The sequence below is a fragment of the Picosynechococcus sp. PCC 7117 genome, from assembly GCF_001693275.1.
GTDB lineage: Bacteria > Cyanobacteriota > Cyanobacteriia > Cyanobacteriales > MRBY01 > MRBY01.
The window spans coordinates 957,696-980,705 of sequence record NZ_CP016477.1 but is presented as its reverse complement, the minus strand read 5'-3'; the positions used below and the strand labels follow the sequence as shown (position 1 = coordinate 980,705).

At 50.4% G+C, this 23,010-nt stretch carries 26 protein-coding genes and 1 pseudogene; 18 read left to right on the top strand and 9 right to left on the bottom strand.

What is annotated here, in order from left to right; genetic code table 11:
- Positions 1-47 precede the first annotated feature (47 nt).
- The 10 genes from pgl to AWQ22_RS04700 all read left to right on the top strand — a co-directional run bounded on the left by pgl (position 48) and on the right by AWQ22_RS04700 (position 8,973).
- Positions 48-806 (top strand): 6-phosphogluconolactonase, encoded by a 759-nt coding sequence (pgl, locus tag AWQ22_RS04745; RefSeq protein ID WP_065710353.1) that lies wholly within the window; start codon positions 48-50, stop codon positions 804-806.
- A 37-nt stretch (positions 807-843) separates the two neighbouring features.
- Positions 844-1,659, top strand: coding sequence for an FHA domain-containing protein (locus AWQ22_RS04740; RefSeq protein WP_065710352.1), 816 nt, complete (start codon positions 844-846; stop codon positions 1,657-1,659).
- Positions 1,660-1,869: 210 nt separating this feature from the next.
- Entirely contained in the window at positions 1,870-2,988 is a 1,119-nt protein-coding gene (gene nuoH, locus AWQ22_RS04735) for an NADH-quinone oxidoreductase subunit NuoH (protein WP_030007840.1), read from the top strand.
- Positions 2,989-3,039: 51 nt separating this feature from the next.
- The gene (gene ndhI / locus AWQ22_RS04730) at positions 3,040-3,651 is read left to right on the top strand and encodes an NAD(P)H-quinone oxidoreductase subunit I (protein WP_012306553.1); all 612 of its coding nucleotides are present in this window, start codon (positions 3,040-3,042) and stop codon (positions 3,649-3,651) included.
- Positions 3,652-3,714: 63 nt separating this feature from the next.
- Entirely contained in the window at positions 3,715-4,332 is a 618-nt protein-coding gene (locus tag AWQ22_RS04725; RefSeq protein ID WP_062433086.1) for an NADH-quinone oxidoreductase subunit J, read from the top strand.
- Positions 4,333-4,354: 22 nt separating this feature from the next.
- Positions 4,355-4,660 carry an NADH-quinone oxidoreductase subunit NuoK gene (nuoK, locus tag AWQ22_RS04720; protein WP_198158715.1) on the top strand — a complete coding sequence of 102 codons (306 nt, stop codon included), beginning with the start codon at positions 4,355-4,357 and terminating at the stop codon, positions 4,658-4,660.
- A gap of 250 nt (positions 4,661-4,910) precedes the next feature.
- Entirely contained in the window at positions 4,911-6,377 is a 1,467-nt protein-coding gene (locus AWQ22_RS04715; RefSeq protein ID WP_065710351.1) for a glycosyl hydrolase family 57, read from the top strand.
- Positions 6,378-6,543: 166 nt separating this feature from the next.
- Positions 6,544-7,707, top strand: coding sequence for a cysteine desulfurase family protein (locus AWQ22_RS04710; RefSeq protein WP_065710350.1), 1,164 nt, complete (start codon positions 6,544-6,546; stop codon positions 7,705-7,707).
- Between the two features lie 14 nt (positions 7,708-7,721).
- Positions 7,722-8,060: a circadian clock KaiB family protein gene (locus AWQ22_RS04705; RefSeq protein WP_012306548.1), complete on the top strand. Its 339-nt coding sequence runs from the start codon at positions 7,722-7,724 to the stop codon at positions 8,058-8,060.
- A gap of 52 nt (positions 8,061-8,112) precedes the next feature.
- On the top strand, positions 8,113-8,973 hold the full coding sequence (locus AWQ22_RS04700) for an ABC transporter permease (RefSeq protein ID WP_065710349.1): 861 nt from the start codon (positions 8,113-8,115) through the stop codon (positions 8,971-8,973).
- Here the strand turns inward: AWQ22_RS04700 and AWQ22_RS04695 are convergent.
- Positions 8,970-9,845 carry a lysophospholipid acyltransferase family protein gene (locus AWQ22_RS04695; protein ID WP_065710348.1) on the bottom strand — a complete coding sequence of 292 codons (876 nt, stop codon included), beginning with the start codon at positions 9,843-9,845 and terminating at the stop codon, positions 8,970-8,972. The two genes, AWQ22_RS04700 and AWQ22_RS04695, sit on opposite strands and share 4 nt — an antisense overlap.
- A 69-nt stretch (positions 9,846-9,914) precedes the next feature.
- On the opposite strand from AWQ22_RS04695, the gene AWQ22_RS04690 reads away from it, so the two are divergent.
- The 4 genes from AWQ22_RS04690 to AWQ22_RS04675 all read left to right on the top strand — a co-directional run bounded on the left by AWQ22_RS04690 (position 9,915) and on the right by AWQ22_RS04675 (position 13,909).
- Entirely contained in the window at positions 9,915-10,742 is an 828-nt protein-coding gene (locus AWQ22_RS04690; RefSeq protein WP_065710347.1) for an NAD-dependent epimerase/dehydratase family protein, read from the top strand.
- A gap of 48 nt (positions 10,743-10,790) precedes the next feature.
- The gene (locus tag AWQ22_RS04685; RefSeq protein WP_065710346.1) at positions 10,791-11,597 is read left to right on the top strand and encodes an EI24 domain-containing protein; all 807 of its coding nucleotides are present in this window, start codon (positions 10,791-10,793) and stop codon (positions 11,595-11,597) included.
- 348 nt (positions 11,598-11,945) lie between these two features.
- Positions 11,946-12,833 carry a beta-carotene hydroxylase gene (gene crtR, locus AWQ22_RS04680; protein ID WP_065710345.1) on the top strand — a complete coding sequence of 296 codons (888 nt, stop codon included), beginning with the start codon at positions 11,946-11,948 and terminating at the stop codon, positions 12,831-12,833.
- Between the two features lie 14 nt (positions 12,834-12,847).
- Positions 12,848-13,909: an Mrp/NBP35 family ATP-binding protein gene (locus AWQ22_RS04675; protein WP_062433068.1), complete on the top strand. Its 1,062-nt coding sequence runs from the start codon at positions 12,848-12,850 to the stop codon at positions 13,907-13,909.
- 109 nt (positions 13,910-14,018) lie between these two features.
- On the opposite strand, the gene AWQ22_RS04670 is transcribed toward AWQ22_RS04675, so the two are convergent.
- The 4 genes from AWQ22_RS04670 to AWQ22_RS04655 form a co-directional block, all read right to left on the bottom strand.
- Positions 14,019-14,384, bottom strand: a complete 366-nt coding sequence (locus tag AWQ22_RS04670) for a hypothetical protein (protein ID WP_065710344.1) — start codon at positions 14,382-14,384, stop codon at positions 14,019-14,021.
- A gap of 67 nt (positions 14,385-14,451) precedes the next feature.
- On the bottom strand, positions 14,452-14,895 hold the full coding sequence (locus AWQ22_RS04665; RefSeq protein WP_030007831.1) for a SufE family protein: 444 nt from the start codon (positions 14,893-14,895) through the stop codon (positions 14,452-14,454).
- Between the two features lie 132 nt (positions 14,896-15,027).
- Positions 15,028-16,083 carry a hypothetical protein gene (locus AWQ22_RS04660; RefSeq protein WP_065710343.1) on the bottom strand — a complete coding sequence of 352 codons (1,056 nt, stop codon included), beginning with the start codon at positions 16,081-16,083 and terminating at the stop codon, positions 15,028-15,030.
- Positions 16,084-16,321: 238 nt separating this feature from the next.
- Positions 16,322-17,035 (bottom strand): ABC transporter ATP-binding protein, encoded by a 714-nt coding sequence (locus tag AWQ22_RS04655; RefSeq protein ID WP_062433062.1) that lies wholly within the window; start codon positions 17,033-17,035, stop codon positions 16,322-16,324.
- Positions 17,036-17,117: 82 nt separating this feature from the next.
- Between AWQ22_RS04655 and AWQ22_RS04650 the strand changes: the two genes are divergently transcribed.
- Together AWQ22_RS04650 and bchM are read left to right on the top strand one after the other, a co-directional pair.
- The gene (locus AWQ22_RS04650; RefSeq protein ID WP_065710342.1) at positions 17,118-17,603 is read left to right on the top strand and encodes a CYTH domain-containing protein; all 486 of its coding nucleotides are present in this window, start codon (positions 17,118-17,120) and stop codon (positions 17,601-17,603) included.
- A gap of 71 nt (positions 17,604-17,674) precedes the next feature.
- Positions 17,675-18,370 carry a magnesium protoporphyrin IX methyltransferase gene (gene bchM, locus AWQ22_RS04645; RefSeq protein WP_065710341.1) on the top strand — a complete coding sequence of 232 codons (696 nt, stop codon included), beginning with the start codon at positions 17,675-17,677 and terminating at the stop codon, positions 18,368-18,370.
- 20 nt (positions 18,371-18,390) lie between these two features.
- Here the strand turns inward: bchM and AWQ22_RS04640 are convergent, their stop codons facing one another.
- Positions 18,391-19,239 (bottom strand): sulfurtransferase, encoded by an 849-nt coding sequence (locus tag AWQ22_RS04640; protein WP_065711632.1) that lies wholly within the window; start codon positions 19,237-19,239, stop codon positions 18,391-18,393.
- Between the two features lie 42 nt (positions 19,240-19,281).
- Positions 19,282-19,668, bottom strand: a pseudogene (locus AWQ22_RS17360) (ATP-binding protein); the annotation flags it as partial.
- Between the two features lie 49 nt (positions 19,669-19,717).
- On the opposite strand from AWQ22_RS17360, the gene AWQ22_RS04635 reads away from it, so the two are divergent.
- A complete protein-coding gene (locus tag AWQ22_RS04635) occupies positions 19,718-20,848 on the top strand; it encodes a PP2C family protein-serine/threonine phosphatase (RefSeq protein ID WP_065710340.1) in 1,131 nt (376 codons plus the stop codon).
- On the opposite strand, the gene larB is transcribed toward AWQ22_RS04635, so the two are convergent.
- Together larB and AWQ22_RS04625 are read right to left on the bottom strand one after the other, a co-directional pair.
- Positions 20,845-21,615: a nickel pincer cofactor biosynthesis protein LarB gene (larB, locus tag AWQ22_RS04630; RefSeq protein ID WP_065710339.1), complete on the bottom strand. Its 771-nt coding sequence runs from the start codon at positions 21,613-21,615 to the stop codon at positions 20,845-20,847. The genes AWQ22_RS04635 and larB overlap by 4 nt on opposite strands.
- Before the next feature lie 33 nt (positions 21,616-21,648).
- A complete protein-coding gene (locus AWQ22_RS04625) occupies positions 21,649-22,086 on the bottom strand; it encodes a DUF2996 domain-containing protein (RefSeq protein WP_030007824.1) in 438 nt (145 codons plus the stop codon).
- 141 nt (positions 22,087-22,227) lie between these two features.
- Between AWQ22_RS04625 and trmB the strand changes: the two genes are divergently transcribed.
- Complete coding sequence (trmB, locus tag AWQ22_RS04620; RefSeq protein ID WP_065710338.1) at positions 22,228-22,863, top strand: tRNA (guanosine(46)-N7)-methyltransferase TrmB; 636 nt, start codon at positions 22,228-22,230, stop codon at positions 22,861-22,863.
- The last annotated feature ends 147 nt before the right edge of the window (positions 22,864-23,010 follow it).

Sequence of the window (23,010 nt, the reverse complement as noted above, 5' to 3'; positions counted from 1 at the left end):
ACGAGTAACGCTATTTTAGGGGGCATGGTTCGTCCTCTGTAAAGTTTATGACAAAATACCTGGAAATCCTGGATGATAAACCGGAACTCATTAAACGGGCGCTGCGTATTGTCATGGGCCGGATTGAGGAGGCGATCGCCCGTCGTGGTGTCTGTACCATTGCCCTTGCCGGCGGCAGTACCCCCAAACCTTTATACGAAAAATTAGCAGAGCAATCCCTCCCCTGGGCGCAACTCCACATTTTCTGGGGAGATGAACGCTATGTACCTGCCGATCACCCCGATAGTAATCAACGGATGGCCCGGCTCGCCTGGCTGGATCAGGTGCCGATTCCGGAGGGCAATATTCACCCGATGCCGACCGCAGCCGCAGACCCCCAGCAAGATGCAGCGGCCTATGACGCAACGTTGAGAAATTTTTTTTGCGATCGCCCCTGGCCTAGTTTTGATATTGTGCTGTTGGGCATGGGGGATGATGGCCATACTGCTTCGCTCTTTCCCCAAACGGCGGCCCTAACCGTTGGCGATCGCCTCATCACCGTTGGCGAGAAACAGGGAGAACCCAGGCTGACCTTTACCGTGCCCTTGATTAATGCTGCCCAGAACATTCTTTTCTTGGTCGCTGGGGAAAATAAACAGGAGGCGCTCCAGAAAATTTTCCATAGCGATGCCGATGGGTTTGCCTATCCCAGTAAACTGATCAACCCAGACCACGGTGTCCTCTGGTGGCTCCTGGATGCTGCCGCTGGCGATCGCCTCGCCCCCGATCAAGCAATCTATCAAACGAAATCTCGCCCAGAGCCTTAAAATAAAACCATTCTTTTCCCTTTGACCACCCACTGTCATGATTAGTTGTCCCAACTGTAACCACCAAAATCCTGACGGCGCTGTCCAATGCGAAGCCTGTTATACCCCTCTCCCCCAAGCATCGGCTTGTCCCCAATGTGGTGCTAGCGTCCAAAGTAATGCCGCCTTCTGTGGTCAATGTGGCTTTAACCTGCAACAGGCCGCTCCCATGGCAGTAACAGAGGAGTTACCCAAAACTGTGGTTCCCAATGCCCCCAGTGCCAGCGCCCCCCCCACAGCTCCCCCTGAGCCCACCCTGGATTTTCCAGAGATTCCCGAAGCAGATTTCCCTGATTTTCCTGACTTTTTCGAGGAAGAAGAAGCCGCTGCCCCTGCCGTTGCCGAATCTCCAGAATTGCCTGATCCTTTCACATTTGATTTTGAAGAACCAAGCCCTGCCCCAGAGGTGCCGCCAACGCCTACCCCTGCTCCTGCCCCTGCCCCAACCACTGTCCAGGGATCAATGCAGGCAACCCAAATTCAAGTGCAGACCGCCAGCTTGCTCCATGTGCAAACCCAGGTGGCCTTAGAAATTCCTGAACACCTCGATGTGATTCACATCGGCAAACCGAATGAGACCGTCCCACCAGATATTGATGTTTCTGGTTTTCCGAGTTCTGAAGTGGTATCACGGGTACACGCTGACCTGCGCCAAGAAGCGGGCCTCTACTATATAGAAGACACCGGTAGTTCCAATGGCACCTATATCAACCATGTGCCCCTCCCCGTCGGTAATCGACATCGACTCCGGGCCGGCGATCGCATTGGTCTAGGCAAAGGCGATAAGGTGACGTTTATTTTCCAAATCAGTTAAGGGCGATTTTCCAATCCTGGCGTTTTGCAGTGGCTATTGACGTACCTTGGTTTAGAAAAACTTATCAATAGCCCCTAAAATTCCCTAAGAGGTTCTGATAACGGAGTTTCCCGGAACAACGATATACTAATTCAGTGATGTCACTTTTGTTGGAAATCCCTGCCTCGATACATTCCCTTAACAATCCATCGTGCAGGCTAAAGAACCCCTATGAACTCAGGAATCGATCTTCAAGGTAGTTTTATCGAAACCCTCCAATCCTTTGGGTTGTCCCATGAAATTGCCAAGACTATTTGGCTACCCCTACCGTTGTTACTGATGATTATTGGCGCGACAGTGGGTGTTTTAGTCGTGGTGTGGTTAGAGCGAAAAATTTCAGCGGCAGCCCAACAACGGGTTGGCCCGGAATATGCAGGCCCCCTAGGGGTTTTACAGCCGGTGGCCGATGGTTTAAAGCTGGTTTTTAAAGAAGATGTGGTCCCCGCTAAAACAGATCCCTGGCTCTTTACCCTCGGGCCTGCTCTCGTGGTCATTCCGGTCTTTTTGTCCTATCTCATCGTTCCCTTCGGGCAAAACCTGGTGATTACGGATTTGAACGTGGGGATTTTTCTGTGGATTTCCCTCTCAAGCATCGCTCCCATTGGCCTTTTGATGTCAGGCTACTCTTCTAATAACAAATATGCGTTACTAGGGGGACTCCGTGCTGCCGCCCAATCAATCAGCTACGAAATTCCCCTGGCCCTGGCTGTATTGGCGATCGCCATGATGTCCAATAGCCTGAGCACCATTGACATTGTTGAACAACAATCCGGTTACGGCATTTTAGGCTGGAATATTTGGCGACAACCCATTGGCTTCCTCATTTTCTGGATTGCCGCCCTTGCCGAATGTGAACGACTCCCCTTTGACCTACCCGAAGCAGAAGAAGAACTCGTCGCTGGTTACCAAACCGAATATGCCGGGATGAAATTTGGTCTGTTCTACGTTGGCTCCTATGTCAACCTCGTGCTTTCGGCCCTGATTGTTTCGATTCTCTACCTAGGCGGTTGGGAGTTTCCCATTCCCCTCGATAAGCTTGCCGGTTGGTTAAACGTTGCCCCCAGCACCCCTTGGCTCCAGGTGATCACCGCCTCCTTGGGGATTATTATGACCCTCGTGAAAACCTATGCCCTGGTCTTTATTGCTGTCCTCCTACGCTGGACTTTACCGCGGGTACGCATTGACCAACTCTTGAACTTTGGCTGGAAGTTTCTCCTCCCCGTTGCCCTCGTTAATCTATTGCTCACGGCGGCCCTAAAACTTGCTTTTCCCATTGCTTTTGGGGGCTAAGGCTTCGCCGTTTCTTTCTCCTTCTTTGTTGATCTTCTTACCCTATGTCCTATGTTTAAAATCCTCAAACAAGTCGGTGACTATGCCAAGGATGCAGCCCAGGCAGCGAAGTATATTGGCCAGGGTCTCTCGGTAACTTTTGATCACATGCGGCGACGCCCCGTGACAGTGCAATATCCCTACGAGAAGCTGATTCCCTCAGAACGGTTCCGCGGCAGAATTCACTTTGAATTCGATAAATGTATTGCCTGTGAAGTCTGTGTAAGAGTTTGTCCGATCAATCTCCCCGTCGTGGATTGGGAATTTGATAAAAGTATCAAAAAGAAAACCCTCAAGCATTACAGCATCGACTTTGGGGTTTGTATCTTCTGCGGTAACTGTGTCGAATACTGCCCCACCAATTGTCTATCGATGACAGAAGAATATGAGCTGGCCACCTACGATCGCCACGAATTGAACTACGATAATGTGGCCCTGGGTCGTCTGCCCTACAAAGTCACCCAAGATCCAATGGTGACCCCCCTCCGGGAGTTGGCCTACTTGCCCCAAGGTGTCATTGACCCCCATGATCTCCCCCAAGGCAGTCAGCGGGCTGGCGAGCATCCAGAGGATATTCTCGAACGCTTACAGGCCGAAAAGCAACAAGAAACAGCAGATCAATAAAGCCACGATAGACTAAGCAAGATTTAGTGCAGGTGTGAATTTAGCAGGAGTTTTAAAAAAATTGTGAATTTAGCAGAAGGTGTTCAAATTGTTTCGTTCGTCATCCTTACGGTGATGATGCTGGGGTCAGCCCTTGGGGTTGTGCTCTTTGAAAATATTGTCTACTCAGCGTTCCTGCTGGGGGGCGTGTTTATCAGTATTTCTGGGTTCTATATTCTGTTAAATGCGGATTTCGTCGCGGCAGCCCAGGTCTTGATTTATGTAGGGGCGATTAATGTTTTGATCTTATTCGCCATCATGTTGGTGAATAAAAAAGAAGACTTCAGTCAGATGCCTGGTCGTCTCCTTCGTCAGGGGGCAACGGCTCTGGTCTGCTTGGGTCTTTTCGCTCTCCTTGGCACGATGGTTTTGGTAACTCCTTGGGAATTGTCAGCAATTTCTCCGGCAGCAGTGGGCAATTCTGTGGTGGCGATCGCCAAACATTTCTTTAGCGATTTCCTCCTGCCTTTTGAACTAGCTTCAGTGCTCCTCCTCATTGCTATGGTGGGCGCGATTATCCTGGCCCGTCGCGATATTATTCCTGAGATTACAACCACAGAAGAAGGGAGTACTGGCCTCCAACTACCAGAGCGTCCCCGGGAGCTCGCTGGCGCAAATAGCCCCAAATCCAAACAAAACTAAGCTTTTCTTGACACCCATGCAAATTCAACTCGAATACATCCTGGTTCTCGCTGCCGCCCTATTTTGCATCGGCATTTACGGTTTAGTGACCAGTCGCAATGCCGTCCGCGTGTTGATGTCCATTGAGCTATTGCTAAACTCCGTCAATCTCAACTTTATGGGCTTTTCTAACTTCCTCGATCCCGGCGAAATCAAAGGACAAGTTTTTACCGTCTTTGTTCTGACTGTTGCTGCTGCTGAAGCCGCCGTGGGTTTGGCGATCATCCTTGCCATTTACCGCAACCGCAACACCATCGATATGGAACAGTTTAATTTGCTGAAATGGTAGCCCTTTAAAAACCAAGCAAAGTTAATAAACTTCATCTTTTTGAGAGGGATCAGTCCACTGGTCTCTCTTTTTTTCTTCACAAAACATAAGGTTATCAAATAATAACAAGATAAACTAAAACTTAAACTTAACTCCCAAAGGATTGAGATAACATTAAGACCACGACAGCACAAACGACCTTGTGGGATTGACCGTAGCGATCTTCAAGCATCGTCCCGTGATTGCGATAAAGATATATAAGGAAAAATACATGGTTTCGACACTTTCTCCTCAAGCAACCCAATTACCCAATATTTGCGGTCAGGAGCAGGAAATTTCAGAGATTGTCAATCATCACGAAAAAATCTTTCTCGATCGGAGTGATCTCAATCTTGATCAAGTCAAGGCTGGGTTTGCCTGTGCCCTTCATATGCACCAACCCACCATTCCCGCCGGAACCGATGGCGCACTCATTTGCAACTTGCAGCACATGATGGAAAATCCCCATGATGGTGATAACCACAATGCCACAGTGTTTGCTTGGTGCTACAGCCGCATGGGAGAGTTTATCCCTGAGCTAGTAGCTGCAGGCTGCAGCCCCCGGATTATGTTGGATTATTCTGGCAACCTGCTCTGGGGTCTACGGCAAATGGGCCGGGAAGATGTCCTCGATAACCTCAAGAAAATCACCACAGATGCCTGTTATCAGCCCTATGTGGAATGGCTAGGGACTATGTGGAGCCATGCGGTGGCCCCTTCGACGCCCATCCCCGATTTAAAATTGCAAATTCAAGCCTGGCAGCATTATTTTGCGGAAATCTTTGGGGTCGAAGCCCTGAAGCGGGTTAAAGGATTTTCGCCCCCAGAAATGCACCTCCCCAATCATCCGGATACGCTATTTGAATACATTAAAGCCCTCAAGGAATGTGGTTATCGTTGGTTGTTAGTGCAAGAACATTCCGTGGAGCGTTTGGACGGTTCTGGTTTACACCATGATGATAAATATCTCCCCAATCGCCTGGTGGTGAAAAATTCCCGGGGCGAAGAAATCAGCATTACGGCACTGATTAAAACCCAGGGGTCTGATACGAAACTGGTGGCCCAGATGCAACCCTACTACGAAGCCAAGAGTCGCGATCGCCAAGAATTAGCAGGTCAATCAGTGCCCTGTTTAGTTTCCCAGATCGCCGATGGGGAAAATGGCGGCGTGATGATGAATGAGTTTCCTGGAGGTTATCTCCCAGCTTGGCATGACATTAAAAATGACGGTAGTGTTGTCGGTTTTAACGGCACGGAATATCTTGAACTCCTAGAAGTGAAGGGTATTACCGAAGCCGATTATCCAGTGTGTCAGGCGGTGGGCCAGGCGAAGATTTGGGCAAGACTAGAGGCCGAAAATCAAGGTGTTACGCCGGAAACTGTCAATCAGGCGATCGCCTATTTAAATGAACATGACCACCAATTCCATGTGGATGGCGCTTCCTGGACAAATGATCTCAGTTGGGTCAAGGGTTATGAAAATGTCCTGGAGCCGATGAACGAACTGAGCGCTAAATTCCACGAAAAATATGACCGCCTCGTGGCCGAAGATCCCAGCGTAACGAAAACAGAAGCTTATCAACGATCTCTGTTGTATTTGCTGTTGGTAGAAACCAGTTGTTTCCGCTATTGGGGCCAGGGCACTTGGACAGACTACGCCCGGAAGCTCTACAGTGATGGGCTTGCAAGTTTGGCTTAGGGTTTGTACTAGAGTGATGTGATGGCGAAACTCTTCTGGTCTTGGACTGGGGGAGTTTTTTCTTGTTGCGACTTTGGCTTATCCTGGGATACTCCCTTGGTCGCACGGGCTGACGGGTTGGCCCGAATTTGCGTATGCTAAGGGAACCATTGAGCGATCGCCCACCATGCAAATTTACCTTGATTACAGCGCAACAACGCCCCCCCATCCCTTGGTGATCCAGCGGGTGCAAGAAGTCTGTGGCCAAACCTGGGGCAACCCCTCAAGCTTACATGGTTGGGGCAATCGGGCTGCCACTCTCCTGGAAATGGCGCGGATGCAAGTGGCGAGCCTCATTGGTGCAGCGAACCCCGATGAAATTATTTTTACGGCAGGGGGCACCGAAGCCGATAACCTGGCGATTTTTGGCATTACCGATCAGTACCGAGAGCCGCAACATTTGATTATCTCCCAGGTGGAACATCCGGCGATCGCCAAGGCCGCAGATTTCCTCGCAACCCAAGGCTGGCAAGTGACACGCCTCGGAGTTAATCGTCGTGGCCAAGTAGATCCTCAGGATCTAGAAAAGGCGATTCAAGCCAACACGGTTTTAATTTCGGTGATCTATGGCCAGAGCGAAGTGGGCACCATTCAACCCATTGCGGAACTGGGGGCGATCGCCAAAAAACATCACATCACCTTTCACACCGATGCAGTTCAGGCCGTGGGACGCATTCCCATTGATCTCCGCCAGCTTCCCGTGGATTTGCTTTCCCTGTCTGGGCACAAAATCTATGGCCTCCAGGGGGCTGGTGCGTTGTATGTGCGCGACGGTATTAAACTTCAGCCCCGACTCTACGGCGGCGGCCAAGAACACAATTTACGCTCCGGCACCCAAAATTTACCCGGCATCGTTGCTTTGGGCATGGCCGCTGAACTCGCCGAGGAAACCATGGCTCAAGAAATTGAGCGCTTGAGTCGCCTCCGCAATTTTTTGTTAAACCGAGGGAGCAGTAGCCCACATTTACAAATTACAGGCGATCGCCATGCCCGCTTACCCCACCATGTCAGTTTTGCCTTGCGCCAAGATTCGCCCCTCCTGGGCCTAACCGGGAAAACCCTCGTGCGCCAAATGAACCTCGCTGGCATCGGTATTAGTGCGGGGTCTGCCTGCCATAGCGGTAAGCTCAATCCCAGCACAACCCTGAAGGCGATGGGCTATAGCGATCAAGAGGCCCTCTCCGGGATTCGCTTAACCCTAGGTGCACAAACTCAAATGGAAGATATAGAATGGACGGCGATCGCCCTCGAACAAATTTTGCAGCGACAACCTACCGTGCTTCTGGCATAACCTGACCCAAATACATGGCTTCTGACTTCTCTAAGGATCCCTCCCCGCGGCTAGATCCAAGCCCTCCCATCCACCACAAACAAAATGAATTCTATGTGCTTTATCTCTACGTTGCTGGCAGTAATAGCCATTCCCGCTGGGCGATCAACGAACTAGAAAGCATTTGCAGCGAATATCTGCCCGGACGCCACGAAATCCGGATCATTGATATTTACGAGCACCCCGATCTCGCTGAGTCAGAACGGATTGTTGCGACCCCGACTCTGATCAAGAAATTGCCGCCCCCCTTGCGAAAGTTTATCGGCGATTTATCCGATCGAGAAAGTATTCTGATTGGTTTAGATATTTGGTAAAAGCCATGGGGAGAGACCGCCCAACCGCTATACTGACAGACGTTCTGTTTTAATGTGGGCTGTTATGGCAGGGGAAAATCCTGAGGCAAAACTTTCGCGTCGCCTGGCCCTGGTGGGGGTGACGCTTACCGGGCTATTTGTGGCGATCGCCCTCGGCGCACCCTTATTAGAAAATGTCGGCTGGCTGAAAGACCCCCTCGATTCCCTCAGTTTCCCGATCCATAGTCCTCCTAGTTGGAACCATTGGTTTGGCACCAGTCGCCAGGGTTACGATGTTTTGTCCCGCACCCTCTTTGGTACCCAGGCAGCCCTCAAGGTAGTGCTGCTAGCCACGAGTCTCAGTTTAATGATCGGCGTCCCCCTGGGGATGGTGAGTGGGTATTTTGGTGGCAAGGTAGACCGGGTGCTGCTCTTCTTAATGGATACGATTTATACCCTACCGGGATTGCTGTTGTCCGTTACCCTCGCCTTTGTGGTGGGCAAAGGAGTGATTAATGCGGCGATCGCCTTGAGTATTTCCTATGTGCCCCAATATTTTCGCCTTGTCCGCAACCGCACCACCAGCGCCAAAACAGAACTGTTTATCGAAGCAGCCCAGGCTATGGGGGCAACGCCGAGGCGAATTTTGTCGAAATATTTGTTTCTCAATGTAATCCAGAGTGTACCGGTACTGTTTGCCCTCAATGCTGCCGATGCGATTTTAATTCTGGGGGGATTAGGTTTTTTGGGTTTAGGTTTGCCCGATGGCACGCCGGAATGGGGCCATGATTTGCGCCTCGCCCTCGATGCTTTGCCGACGGGGATTTGGTGGACGGCGCTGTTTCCGGGGCTGACCATGACCCTGATGGTGATGGGTTTATCTTTGCTGGGGGAAGGCTTAAACACCTGGCTAAATCCTGCGAACCGCCGCTAGGGACAACTTTTAGGGCGAGATTCGACCTCCGCGATTAATTGGTCTAATTCCCGTTGCATTTCCCCTAAAACCCGCTGATAGCAGGCTTCAACATAGGGGCGATCGCCCGCCGCGGCCCGGCCATATTTTTCAAAGCGAATTGGTGGACAGACCCGTGTGTACATTTTTGTGGGTAAGGGAAAGTTGGGTAGGGGGCCAAAGGCGACGCCCCAGGGTAAACCGAGATAAATAGGAAAGACTTCTGGGTCGATGTTAAATAGCCACGGCAGGTTAAACGCTTTTAAAAATTCTTTAAGGGGTTCGTAGATATCTTCAATGACAAAAATACTGTCGTGGGCGCCCCAGGAAATCAGTGGCACAATGGGCACCCCCTGGCGCAGGGCCAGTTTAATAAATCCCCGTCGCTCGGCAAAATAAATCTGATTTCTTTGGGCATGGGGCCGGAAGACATCTTGGCCACCCCCGGGATAGACAAGGACATTGGCCCCGGATTTCAAAGCGGCGATCGCCATTTTCGGGTGGGCCTGCACTGCCCCTGTTTTGACCGCAATTTTCGCTAATTCTGGGAAAGCGAGCCAAATATTGCGATGCATCAGACCATAGGTGGGCCTTTCAACTCCATACCGCCGAAACCAGTCATACATCATCATCCACATATCCGGCGCCGCAAGGCCGCCATTGTGGGAACCAACCCCTAACACCGGCTCAGCCGTCGGTAAATTTTCCCAGCCACTGGTTTCTACCCGAAAATAAAATTTGTAGAGCCACTCCCAGAGGGGCAGCAAACGCCGGATAGTTTCTGGGTCACGCCCCTCAAGAGACCAGCCATCCAAAGGCGGATCCAGGGGCGGAAATGGCGGAAAAAGGGGCATAATAGCGACAAAACAAGACTTTACAATGCTTAAAATTATGGCACGGTTTGTTAAGGAGGAATTCCCTTGGTGAAAATTGCAATTATTGGCTGTGGCTATGTGGGCCAGGCGATCGCCAAGCAGTGGACAACGGCGGGTCATCAAGTGACCGTGACAACAACGACCCCCGAAAAAGTCTCCCAGTTACAAGGGATTGCTCACCAGGTGAAAGTCCTCAGCGGCGATCAACCAGAAGCCCTCCAGGAGCTTTGTGAAGGCCAAGATGTCATTCTTTTGGCCGTGGGTTCAAAGGGGCGCACCGAAGCAAATTATCGGCAGGCTTATCTCAAAACGGCCCAAAACCTCGCCCAGGCCCTCACCCATAACGACACCATTAAACAGGTGATTTATACCAGCAGCTACGCCATCGTCGGCAATCACCACGGTGCTTGGGTTGATGAAAAGACCCCCGACAAACCACCTCATGTTTTTGCAGAAATTCTTTTGGCAACGGAACAAACCCTAAAGGCGATCGCCACCGATGCACGTCAGGTTTGCATTCTCCGTTTGGGGGGAATCTATGGTGAAGGGCGGGAAATTAAAAAAATTTTCCAACGGGCCATGGGCCAGGTGCGGCCTGGTGACGGCAGCGAATATGGTAACTGGATTCATTTAGCAGATATTGTGGCAGCGATCGAGTTTGCCCAGATCCATAATCTGAGCGGTTTATTTAATCTGGTTTGTGATGAACCACTGCTCCGGCGGGAATTACTCTCTCGTTTGGCCGAAAAATATGCCCTGGCCCCAGTACGTTGGGATGCGAGTCAAGCCTCTGATCGCCCTTTAAATGTGCGTGTATCTAACCAAAAATTAAAAAATTTAGGGTTTACATTCCGCCATCCGACCATTGAAGTTTAGATTGAAAGACAGAGCATTACGACCCAAGGTAGAGTTGACCCGAAAAATATGCCCATTGACTTCATTCGGGGGGCCAGTTATCCATTCCGCGCTGCGAAATTTTTTTCCCGTCACCCGAAGCTTCTCCAATATTTAGCGATTCCCCTTGGCGTTAATGTTGTGCTGGGGGGGGTGCTCTACACCTTCTCTTTGCGCTGGGCTTGGCGGACGGCGGGGGCTGGCTACACTTGGATTAGCACCAGTCTGATTGGTTTGATTGATCGGTTACCTTCCTGGTTGCAGTGGTTAGATTACGGTGCAAATTTTCTGGGAGGGTTGTTAGGTCTTGTTTTCATTGCAGCAGTGTTTATTGCTGTGGGACTGCTGCTAGTGCAGTTTGGCGTTATTCTTGGTGCCCCTTGGTATGGCCAACTCTCAGAACAGATTGAAAAACTCCGCACCAGTCGTTTGGAAATCATTGAAGTGGGCATTATTCGCGACATTGGCCGTGCCATTCTTTTTGAACTGAAAAAATTCGCTTTGGTCTTGGCGATCGCCCCTTTGTTGTTTGGGATCAACTTTTTGCCGGGGATTGGTAGCGTGCTGTCCTCCCTGGGAGGCTTGGCGGTGACTTTAACGATCATTTGCCTTGATTTTTTCGACGCCACCCTTGAGAGAAGGCGCTTCACGTTTCGCCAAAAGTTGCGGCAAGTTTACCGGGCCTTGCCGGGGAGTGCAGGGTTTGGGCTGGTTTGTCTGGGGTTGATCAGTTTGCCTTTTCTCAATCTCGTGACAATTCCCCTCTGCGTTGCCTCTGGCACTTTGTTTGTGTGCGATCGCCTGTTGCCAAAGCTAAATCCCCCAGCCAGTGACTAGGAACCGAGGACATGACACTCTCTTAAATTCTTCCCAATGCAGGAAAATCGATTGTTTATCAATCACGTCACGGAACATTAATCCTCTTAATTGTCAAACTCCACGAGGCGATCGCCGTTAAAGAAGACGATAAACTTCAGAAAGTAACCGTGGACTTGGTATTTTATAAACGCAGCGAAGCAGCAAATGGCTAGCTTGAAATTAGCCTAGAAACGTTGAATTACAAGCGTTTTTTGTTTTTTTCTAAACAGTGTTTATGGCACATCAAGGTTTATGAATTAGCCTTAAGTATTGTAAACTACCCAAGGATTAACCAAATTTCACAGACATCGAGGAGAACAGGAGCTTATGACGGCGGCGGCAGCGTCATCATTGGTAATGTCAAGGGAGTATTTGCGTCCCCCTGGTGGGATGAACCCCAATGTGTGGATGGTCATCATCGCAGTAGGATTGATCGCCACCTCCGTGGGAGGCTATTGGTTTTGGGGTTGGTATGACTGGATTTGCTTCCTAGAAAATGTTTTAGCGCTGCACCTTGCGGGAACGGTGATTCACGATGCGTCCCACCGTGCCGCCCATAGCAACCGTGCGGTCAATACCATTTTGGGCCATGCCAGTGCCCTAATGCTGGGATTTGCTTTTCCGGTCTTTACCCGGGTCCATCTCCAGCACCACGCCCATGTCAATGATCCTGAAAATGATCCGGATCATTTCGTTTCGACTGGCGGCCCCCTCTGGATGATTGCAGCCCGTTTTTTCTACCACGAAATCTTTTTCTTTAAGCGTCGTCTGTGGAAAAATTACGAATTACTGGAGTGGTTCCTTAGCCGTGCTTTTTTAGGGGTCATTGTCTACCTGGGCATCCAGTATGGTTTTATTGGCTACATCATGAATTTTTGGTTTGTCCCGGCCCTGGTGGTTGGTATTGCCCTGGGTCTGTTCTTTGATTATTTGCCCCATCGTCCCTTTGAAGAACGCGATCGCTGGAAAAATGCCAGGGTTTACCCAAGCAAGCTCCTCAATCTTTTGATCCTTGGGCAAAATTACCACCTGGTTCATCACCTGTGGCCCTCGATTCCTTGGTATAAGTATCAACCCGCCTATTACTACATCAAGCCCCTGTTAGATCATAAAGGTTCTCCCCAATCATTAGGGCTGCTCCAGGGAAAAGATTTTCTCAGTTTCCTCTACGATATTTTTGTGGGCATTCGCCTGCACCACAAACCCAAATCCTAAATTTTCCTGAAGTTATGGCTGATACCCAAGCAATTCTGGCTGCCCTCCGTCCCGTTCAAGATCCTGAGCTTCAAAAAAGCCTGGTGGATCTCAACATGATCCGCAATGTTTCTGTGGAGAATGGTACGGTGAAATTCACCCTGGTGCTCACAACGCCCGCTTGTCCCCTCAAGGAATTTATCGTCGAGGAGTGCAAAAATGCTGTGCTGCCTTTACCTGGGGTAAACGCTGTGGATGTGGAAGTCACCGCCGAAACGCCTCAACAGAAAGCACTGCCTAATCAACAGGGCATTGATAACGTCAAAAATATCATTGCCATCTCCAGCGGCAAAGGGGGCGTTGGTAAAAGTAGCGTTGCGGTGAATGTGGCGATCGCCCTGGCCCAAACTGGCGCAAAAGTCGGCCTCTTGGATGCAGATATCTACGGGCCAAATGTACCGAACATGATGGGCATTGGCGAAGTCGAAATCAAGGTCGATAAAACAGGCGGTCAAGATATTCTCCAGCCAGAATTTAACCATGGGGTCAAACTCGTTTCCATGGCGTTCCTGATTGACCCAGACCAACCAGTGATTTGGCGAGGGCCGATGCTCAACGGCATCATTCGTCAGTTTCTCTACCAGGTGAACTGGGGCGAACTGGACTATCTCATCGTTGATATGCCCCCTGGTACGGGTGATGCCCAACTAACGATGGCCCAGGCGGTTCCCATGGCCGGTGCTGTCATTGTCACCACCCCCCAAACCGTTTCTCTCCTAGACTCGCGCCGGGGCCTCAAGATGTTCCAGCAAATGGGAGTGAATGTGCTGGGAATTGTTGAAAATATGAGCTACTTTATCCCGCCGGATCTGCCAGATCGCCAATATGACCTGTTTGGCTCTGGGGGCGGTGAAAAAACCGCGAACGAATTGGATGTGCCTCTCCTCGGCTGCATTCCCCTAGAAATTGCGCTCCGGGAAGGGGGCGACACTGGTACACCGATTGTGGTCGCCCAACCAAAATCTGCTTCGGCTAAGGCTCTGGTCTCTATCGCTAAGGCGATCGCCGCGAAAGTTTCTGTGGCGGCCCTCGCTTAAATTGAACCCTTAAATCCAACTGATCGGCACAAAAAAGGGGGCCAACGCCCCCAGCTTTTTAGTGAATATTCTGAAAATCACCGTCGAAAATCGCAATAGTTCTTAACCCTTAGCGATTCATTTTCTTCGCCATGTTACGGAACATGTCCATGCTGCTATCGACCTTCAGGTTAGGACGAGGTGCTGCCGGGGTGATGGGAGTGCTGGCGGTTTCAGAAGAAGCCTTGGTTGCTTCCGTTGCCTGGGATACAGCTTGTTGATTTTTGTTCAGTTTACGGGCGATCTCCGAGGAGACTTGAGTCACGATTGTCGCGCCCTCTTGACCTTTAACCTTCGGGAAAGTCCGCTTAATGGTTACGGATTTCTTCATCAATTCAGTATCACCAAGGGTCTGGGCTTCTTCAAAGTCGAGGAAGTAATCACCCTTAGGAGCTTCGTTCTTTTTCTTGCCGCCAAATAAGCCAAAAAGTGCCATAGGATTTAAATTTTCTTTTTTTAACAAACAACATTACTTGTTGTAAATGATATCAAAATTTTCTCATTTATGAGTTGGAACTCGCTTCTAACCCCACTTCAAAGCCCCTTGCTTTTTTTTGCATCATTTTAAAAATGTTGTAAAAACCGTTGGCCCTAGACGGCGTTAGGCTCACATTCAATCCCGTTTCTTCGATGAAGTCTGGGGTGACCGCCAGGATCTCGGCAGGCGATAAACCATTTAAACCTGTAATCAGTAGGCCCACCAATCCTTTCACGAGCTGGGCGTCAGAATCCCCGTGGTAGGTCACTTTGCCCGCTTCGTAGTCTGCTGTGATAAAGACCTGGGAAACGCAACCATGGACTTTATTGTTGGCGTTTTTCTCACTGTCTGCCATGGGTTCGAGCTTGTTGGCGTACCACAAAAGCTGTTGATATTTTTGTTTGGGATCTGTTTTTCGCTTAAACCGACTGACGATCTTTTCGAGGTTTGCAGGTAACGTTCTAGGCATAATCACTTAAAAATAAACGTTGATAAAATTTGCAACTTCTATTGTTAAATATTGTGACAAAAAAAGATTGGCGATCGCCACTGGGTCAATCACCAACGGGGTCTCAGGGAGACCCAATATTTAGGACAGCAATTAGTTCCGTAAAAAGGCTGGTAGATCCACCACTGCCGCAGACATCGGCCGCTTCTGGTTCCGGGGACTGTTGAGGGTCGGCGCTGGCCAGTTGTGGTTAGTTTCTGCTTTGGCCGGGGTGCTCATGGGCGCACTAACCCGTCGTTTTGTCACTGGGGGGGTAATCCGTAGGGCGGCTTTTAGGCTCATGGTGGGCTTCAGGATTGAAGCGGCCCCGGCGGATTCTTCCATTTCTTCAATTTCTTCTTCGAGGGCCGCTAACTGACGATCCAGGTCAGCTTCGGTATTTGGATCTGCTTTGGCGATCGCCGGCCTTGTTGGCTCGGTTGCCGCTGTTTCCGGCTCAGACCAGGGTTGAATATTCGACGCCTTGGGCATGGAAGCTTCCCCGGTCGCCAAATCGTTTTCGACGGGAATATCCGCACATTCATCTAGGGCTGATTTGTACTGTAAGGTGTAGCGTTGTTGCCGCTGGAGTCGCACCTGGAGATCCTTAATTTCCTGTTCGGCGGCGAATAGTTTTTGCTGCTGCTCGTTATAGGCTTCCTGGAGGAGGGCACATTCGCGTTCGATTTTCGCCAACTGTGTTTGGCTAGTTTGGAATTTGTATTCTAGTTCTGCAAGCATCTCTTGGTATTGGCGGGCATTTTGTTTGGCTTGTTCGAGTTCTTGCCCCAACTGACTGAGCTGTTGCTGGCTCGTATTCAGTTCGTCACTCTGCTGGGTGATAAGACTGTCGGCGCTGCGGGAACGGATAATGTGTGCCTGGAGTTTTTCTTGGGATTCGGCCAAGGCTTCTTCGAGTTGAACAACGGTTTTAACCAGTTCGCGGTTGTGCTGCCTTAGTTTGTGGGCAATGACATAGCCATCGGCGTTGGGATTCGGTTTCGGAATCGTCGGGCTAGGACTCGCAGACTCTGGTTGTTGTTTTTCAGAATGACCCGGATCTACGGCACTGGTCGCTTCGGTCTCGGGGGCCTGGGGCGGAGACTGATTGAGGTTCGCTTCGGTCTCGGGGGGCGTGGGCTCTGGCGAGGGGAAGTTAAGGTTGCTCATAGTTGTGCTGATGTAGACGGGACGCGAAAGGAAAACAGGAGAGGCAATGGGGTTTTGCTCTGCAGTGTAACAAGGGATTTTGCCGACTTTGACAAAATTTGCGAATTTTATCGTTTTTTTAATGGACTTGTCCCCAAGGAATCATGGTGGTGGGATAGGGTTCCCCAAAGTCTTGTCCCAAGTGTATCTGAATTGAACCATGGCGATCGCCAAATTGCATACCACTCCCGTAGGATTCTTAGGGGCTTGGGGCCAGGGCCACTTGGATCATTTCCGCAGGACTGAGGTTTGGGTGGGTAATACTGCCATCCCGGAGCCAGATAATCCGCTTGGTTTGCCGGGCCACTTCCGTTTCGTGGGTGACCATCACCACGCTCATGCCGTCGTCGTGGAGGGTCTGAAATAACGCTAAGATTTCTTGGGTGGTTCGGGAATCTAAAGCCCCGGTGGGTTCGTCCGCTAGCAGTAGCAAGGGTTTGTTCACAATCGCCCTGGCGATCGCCACCCGTTGTTGTTGTCCCCCAGAGAGTTGGTTCGGACGATTATAGAGACGACTGCCCAAACCGACTTTGGTTAGAGCGGCGACGGCCCGGTCTCGCCGTTCGTGGGGAGGAACATTGCCATAAACCATCGGCAAAATCACATTTTCAAGGGCACTCATCTGGGGCAAGAGATGAAATTGCTGGAAAACAAAACCAATATTGCGATTCCGAATGGTGGCCAGTTGGCGATCGCTGAGGGTGGCGACATTTTGGCCATCGAGGAAATAATCGCCACTGGTGGGCTGATCGAGGCAACCAATGATGTTCATCAGGGTTGATTTGCCGGAACCTGACGCTCCCATAATGGCGCAATATTCCCCCGCTTGGATGCTGAGTTCTACCTGTTTGAGGGCGTAGATTTGGGTGTCCCCTTGGCCGTAAATCTTGGAGAGATTATGAATTTCGATCATTGATTTTTGTTGGCGATCGCACAGTTGATCTTCATTCTAGGCCACAATCTTTGGGGTCTGATGTTGTGGAGGTTTTTACGCTATGCCCCAGGAAATTGAACGGAAATTTCTCGTCATTGGCGATCGCTGGCGAGATCTGGCCCCAGGGATTCCCTATCGTCAAGGCTATCTCCAACGGACACCCGAAAAAACAGTGCGGGTGCGCATTGCCGGGGAGCAGGCTTTTTTGACTATTAAAGGTAAAACCGAGGGGATTGGGCGCTTGGAATTTGAATACCCGATTCCCTTAATCGAAGCCCTAGAGATCCTAGAGCATTTAGGCGATCGCCCCCAGATCGAAAAAATCCGCTACCGCATTCCCCTCGATAATTTCCTCTGGGAAGTCGATGAATTTCTCGGCGAGAACCAAGGCTTAATCCTGGCAGAAATTGAACTGACGGATGCTGATCAACCCTTCCCAAAACCCAATTGGGTTGGCCCTGAAGTGAGCCACGAGCCCCGCTATTACAACGCCAACCTCGTTAGCTATCCCTACTGTCAATGGTCCCCCACAGAACAATCACCCTAGGGTTTCCCAAAGCTGCTACATTATTGGATCGATAACAAAATCCTTTAATTTTTTTCTAAATCCAAAGCGCCATGACCTCCTCCCTCAATGACAAAACCATCGTCAAAGATTATTTCAATGCCAAGGGCTTTGACCGTTGGCGACGCATTTATGGTGACGGGGATGTCAACAAAGTCCAGGCTGATATCCGCGTCGGGCACCAACAGACCATTAATAAGGTGGTGGCTTGGCTCAAGGCCGATCAAAATCTCAACCTCAGAAGCATTTGTGATGCTGGCTGTGGGGTCGGTAGCCTCAGTATCCCCCTCATGGAGGCCGGTGCTCGCTCAATCTATGCCAGCGATATTTCTGAAAAAATGGTCGGAGAAGCCCAGGAACGGGCCGCAAAAATCTTTGGCAACACCCCTAATCTAAAGTTTGAAACCAAAGATCTCGAAAGCATCAGCGGCAAATACAATACGGTGATTTGCTTGGATGTGCTGATCCACTATCCCACCGAGGATGCGGCAAAAATGATTGCCCACTTGGCATCCCTCAGTGAAGATCGCTTGATCTTGAGCTTTGCGCCGAAAACGTTTTGGCTGATGATCCTCAAGAAAATCGGTGAATTCTTCCCTGGCCCCAGCAAGACCACCCGCGCCTACCAACACAAGGAACAGGATATCCGCCAAATCTTAATTGATAACGGTTTTGCGATCGCCCGCACCGAAATGACCAGTACCCGTTTTTACTATTCCCGTTTGTTGGAAGCGGTTCGCCTCCGGTAATAAATATTGCCTGAAATTTCCTAAGGAGACTTTGCGTCGAACGAGGGGGCTACATAGGAACACCAATCACTCCAGCCCCCAGGGTACAGTTTCAAATTATGATGGCCCGTCAGCTCTAAAGACAGCCAATTGACGCAGGCCGTGACCCCGGAGCCACAATACAGCACAATCTCCTGATCAGGGGACAGGTTTTCCCAAAGGGCTTGCTGTGCTTCCGGCGGTTGGGCGAACCCTTGGGCATCGGTAACTTGTTTCCAGGAGACACTAAGTGCCCCAGGAATATGGCCAGCAATTGGATCAATGGGTTCAACTTTTCCCAAATAGCGATCGCCATCCCGGGCATCGATCACCAGCCGTTGATTGTCCGTCGCGATTAACAAGTCCTGGCGATTAACCACCAATTGAGGTTGGGGATTTGGCTCAAATTGGCCGGGTTTAAACCCAGGAATATCAGTGGCGATTGGCGATTGGGCAGTCTGCCAGGCCGGAAACCCGCCATCTAACAGGCGGGCTTTGTCGTGGCCATAGTATTTGAGCAACCACCAAAACCGCGCCCCAAAAGCACAGTAAAAGTCGTCATAAATAATCACTTCGGTGCGATTGCGCTCAATGCCGAGGCGAGAAAGTAACGAAACAAAAGCTTCTGGGTCAGGCAAAGGATGACGCCCCCCATGTTGTTGCACAGGGCCGGAGAGGTCCCGATCCAGATGCAGGTAATAGGCCCCAGGAATATGGCCTTGTTGGTATTGCGTTTCCCCCCAGGTCGGATCATTGAGCCGAAAGCGACAATCCACAATGACAAGGTTGGGATCAGCTAGGCGATCGCCCAATTGATCAACGGTGATGAAATGGGAAGATAAACGGGGCATCAGATGTTTAACGATATGTAAATAATTCTGTTGCCGCTGGGGATCACGACGGTAGGTGAGGTGATTGGCCACTTTCTGCAAAATCATCATGCCACGCCCCCCCGCATCTTCTAGGGTGGTTTGTTGGTGTTGTTGGGTGGCGTAATATTGCTCTAGGTCAAAGACAGTGGGGCTATGGTCCCAAATGCGGATTTCGAGGCTGTGGTGGCTGAGGCAGAGTTCAACGGTGATCTGGTACTGCTTGAGATCTTCGCCGTGGGCATGGCGAACGGCATTGGTAAATCCCTCAGCGATCACGATTTTGCACTGGAGCCAATCTTGGCTGGCCAGGTGATGACGCAGTTGAAAAGCCTCACAGTGCTGGAGGACTTGGTCTAACTGAGCCGTATCACTGGGAATTTGGAATTGAAATTGGTCTAAGATAGCCAAAGTACAGCCATAAAAAGGGATAGTCTCCCTTGGTAGTTTAGCTTAAGTAATGCCTCAGATTCTTGTCATTGATGATGACCTTGCCATGCGGGTTCTCTTGGAACGGACCCTCAAACGTAAGGGTTATCAAGTCACCACCGCGAGTGATGGCAAAACGGGATTGGACTTGGCGATCGCCACCCGGCCCGATCTCATCATTTCCGATTGGATGATGCCGGAAATGAATGGCATTGAAGTCTGTCAAGCAGTGAAACAACACCCCGATCTCTCGACTACCTTTTTTATTTTGTTGAGTGCCCTAGATGCCGTCGAAGATAAGGTGATGGGTTTAGATGCGGGAGCCGATGATTTTCTCTGTAAACCCATTAGCAGCCACGAACTAGAAGCCAGGGTTAGATCTGGCCTGCGAATCTGTCGTCTCACCCAGGATCTGACTGCCCAGAAACGCGCTTTAGAGTCGGAACTGACCGAGGCGGCCCAATACGTTAAATCCCTTTTGCCAGACCCCCTCTATCAAGATCATTTACAGATCGATAGCTGCTTTATTCCGTCTTCCCAATTGGGGGGCGATGGCTTTGATTATTTTTGGCTCAGTCCCCAGGAACTGGTGTTTTATCTTTTGGATGTGTCGGGCCATGGCCTCAAAGCCGCACTTCCTTCCATTAGTATTTTGAACCTCCTGCGATCGCGCAACAAAACTAAAGGTCTTGACTACCGCAGCCCCCAGGCTGTTCTGAATCATCTCAACCGCACTTGCCAATTTCTCGAACAGCAAGGCCAATACTTCACCATGTGGTATGGGATTTATGACGTGGATGACCGGATCGTTACCTATGCCTGTGCGGGCCATCCCCCGGCGGTTCTGGTGAAGCCCAATACTGGTGAACCGCCGCAATTATTAAAGGCCCAGGGGTTCCCCATCGGGATGTTGCCACCCGACCTCAGCATCTACGAAGAACATAGCCTTTATCTGCCGTTTAATTCCCGCTTGTATCTGTTTAGTGATGGGGTCTATGAAAATACGGCGGCGATAAGCCACAAACAGCAATGGAATCTGTTTTTGAACTTTCTACAGCGGTTCCAAGGCACTTCTCTCCAGCCTCTGGTCAAAAGCATTGGCGATCGCCTGCACCAAAATCACCTCGAAGACGATTTTTCACTGTTGCGTTTGACCCTCTAGCGTAACCTTGCCGCCGTCCGCAAAATTTGTCCCGCCAAGATCGCCGCCCCAAAGCCATTATCAATATTCATCACACCAATGCCCGCCGCACAGGAATTAAGCATGGTCAGGAGAGCAGAAACGCCCCCAAAACTCACTCCATAGCCAACACTGGTGGGCACCGCAATCACAGGGCAATCGGCCAGACCTGCCACCACACTAGGCAAAGCCCCCTCCATGCCCGCCACCGTAATCAGAACGTCTGCTTGCTCGATTACATGGCGATGACTTAAAAGACGATGAATTCCGGCCACCCCCACATCCCAAAGGCGATTTACCGCAAAACCCGATAACTCTGCAGTGACAGCCGCTTCTTCGGCTACGGGGAGATCAGCGGTGCCAGCGGTCAAGATCGAAATCGTCCCCCGATGGCGTACCTGGGGCGGTGCCTGGATGAGGGCACAAATGCGGGCTTCGGGGAAATAGGTGAGGTTATGTACCTTGGGCTGCAGTTGGTGGTAGGTCTCCACATCAATGCGGGTAGCCATGACAACCGGGTGGCGATCGCCCATCGTTTGCATAATTTGGGCAATGTGATCCGGCGTTTTCCCTGGCCCCCAGATCACTTCCGGAAAGCCCGTGCGCAGTTGGCGGTGGTGGTCAATTTTGGCAAAGTCACCCACAGCTTCAAAGGCCAAATGTTTCAGCTCTGTCAGGGCATTTTGGGGACTAACTACCCCCTGGGCCACCGCTTCGAGTAACTGTTTGAGGGCCTCAGGATCGCTCATGGATAACCTTGTCGGTACAGATCGCGCCGCGCCTTAGTTGAGAACTAACCATTTTTGGCCATTGAGCCGCTGGAGCACATAGCCGACCATCAAGGGAAGATTCACCCGGCGTTCGTCGATCATGAAAGACTCTAGGGTGCTGTGGGGGGAGCCATCCGTCGCAAAAGACCAAGCCTTCTGGCCTTTGATGTCTGCATCAATGAAATAAAGGATAAATTGCCGTTTGTTATTGAGCCAACTGCCTTGAACCTGCCAGCAGACTTGGGATTCTAAACCTTTAATGGGAATATTCGTTTCGATAAATTTGAGACCCATGTCCCCAATGCCATTTTCCTTGAGGGCAGTTTGTAGATCCGGGAGGAAGTGATTCTCAATAAACTCCGCAAAGGGTTTGTCTTCTACTGCGGGGGGCTTTTCCTTTTTTTTCGCGGCGGGGGCTGCTTTGGATTTGGGATCGGTGGTTTCTGCCATAGTCTGCCGAAAAGTTGAGGGGTTCACGAAGGGCAAAGGGTTTTTGCTCTTTTTCATTTAAGCATATCCAAGTTTAGCGTGGGGGACGTGGCACAATGGGATGGCAAATTTTTTCGTTGGACATTTCTAAGGAGTGAGTTCGTGGGGCGATCGCGCGTTCGACAGCATGTCAATCCCTTAACCGATAAGTATCAACAGGTGTTTCAGATGCCAGATTGGTCAGAGCTTTTTGCTGATCTAACGGCCCCTTTGCACCTTGATATTGGCTGTGCGCGGGGGCGGTTTATTTTAGAGATGGCCCAACGGTTTCCAGAGCGTAATTTTGTTGGGGTAGAAATTCGCGAACCCCTCGTGGACGATGCCAACGAAATCCGGGATCAACTGGGGCTAAACAATCTTCACTACGTTTTTGCGAATATTAATACCTCTCTCCAGGTGCTGTTGGACTCCTTGCCGACGGAAACTTTGACTTGGATCACGATTCAATTTCCTGATCCTTGGTTTAAGAAAAAGCACCACAAACGCCGGGTTGTGCAACCAGATTTAGTTGACATTCTGGCGAAACATACACCCCAAAAGCTGGTTTTGTTTTGTCAGTCGGACGTTGAAGAAGTTGCTTTAGAAATGAGAGAAAAATTTCTGGAGCATGAAAAATTCATCCTCGCCCATGATTCGTTTTGGCTAAAGGAGAATATTTTTCCAGTGCCGACGGAGCGGGAAGTCGCCACGGCCAATAAAGGCGAACCGGTCTACCGTTTTCTTTTGCATAAAAAATGAAGAAAGTAGCGCGTAACAGATGCCTTGGCGATCGCCCCTAGAGCGGCTAAATACTTTGGCCAAGCCCTGGCCCACTAACACAAATGATCTCGTCTGAAGCCGAACCGTTGATTTCGGTTAACCGCGTTGTATCAAAAATGTAACGAT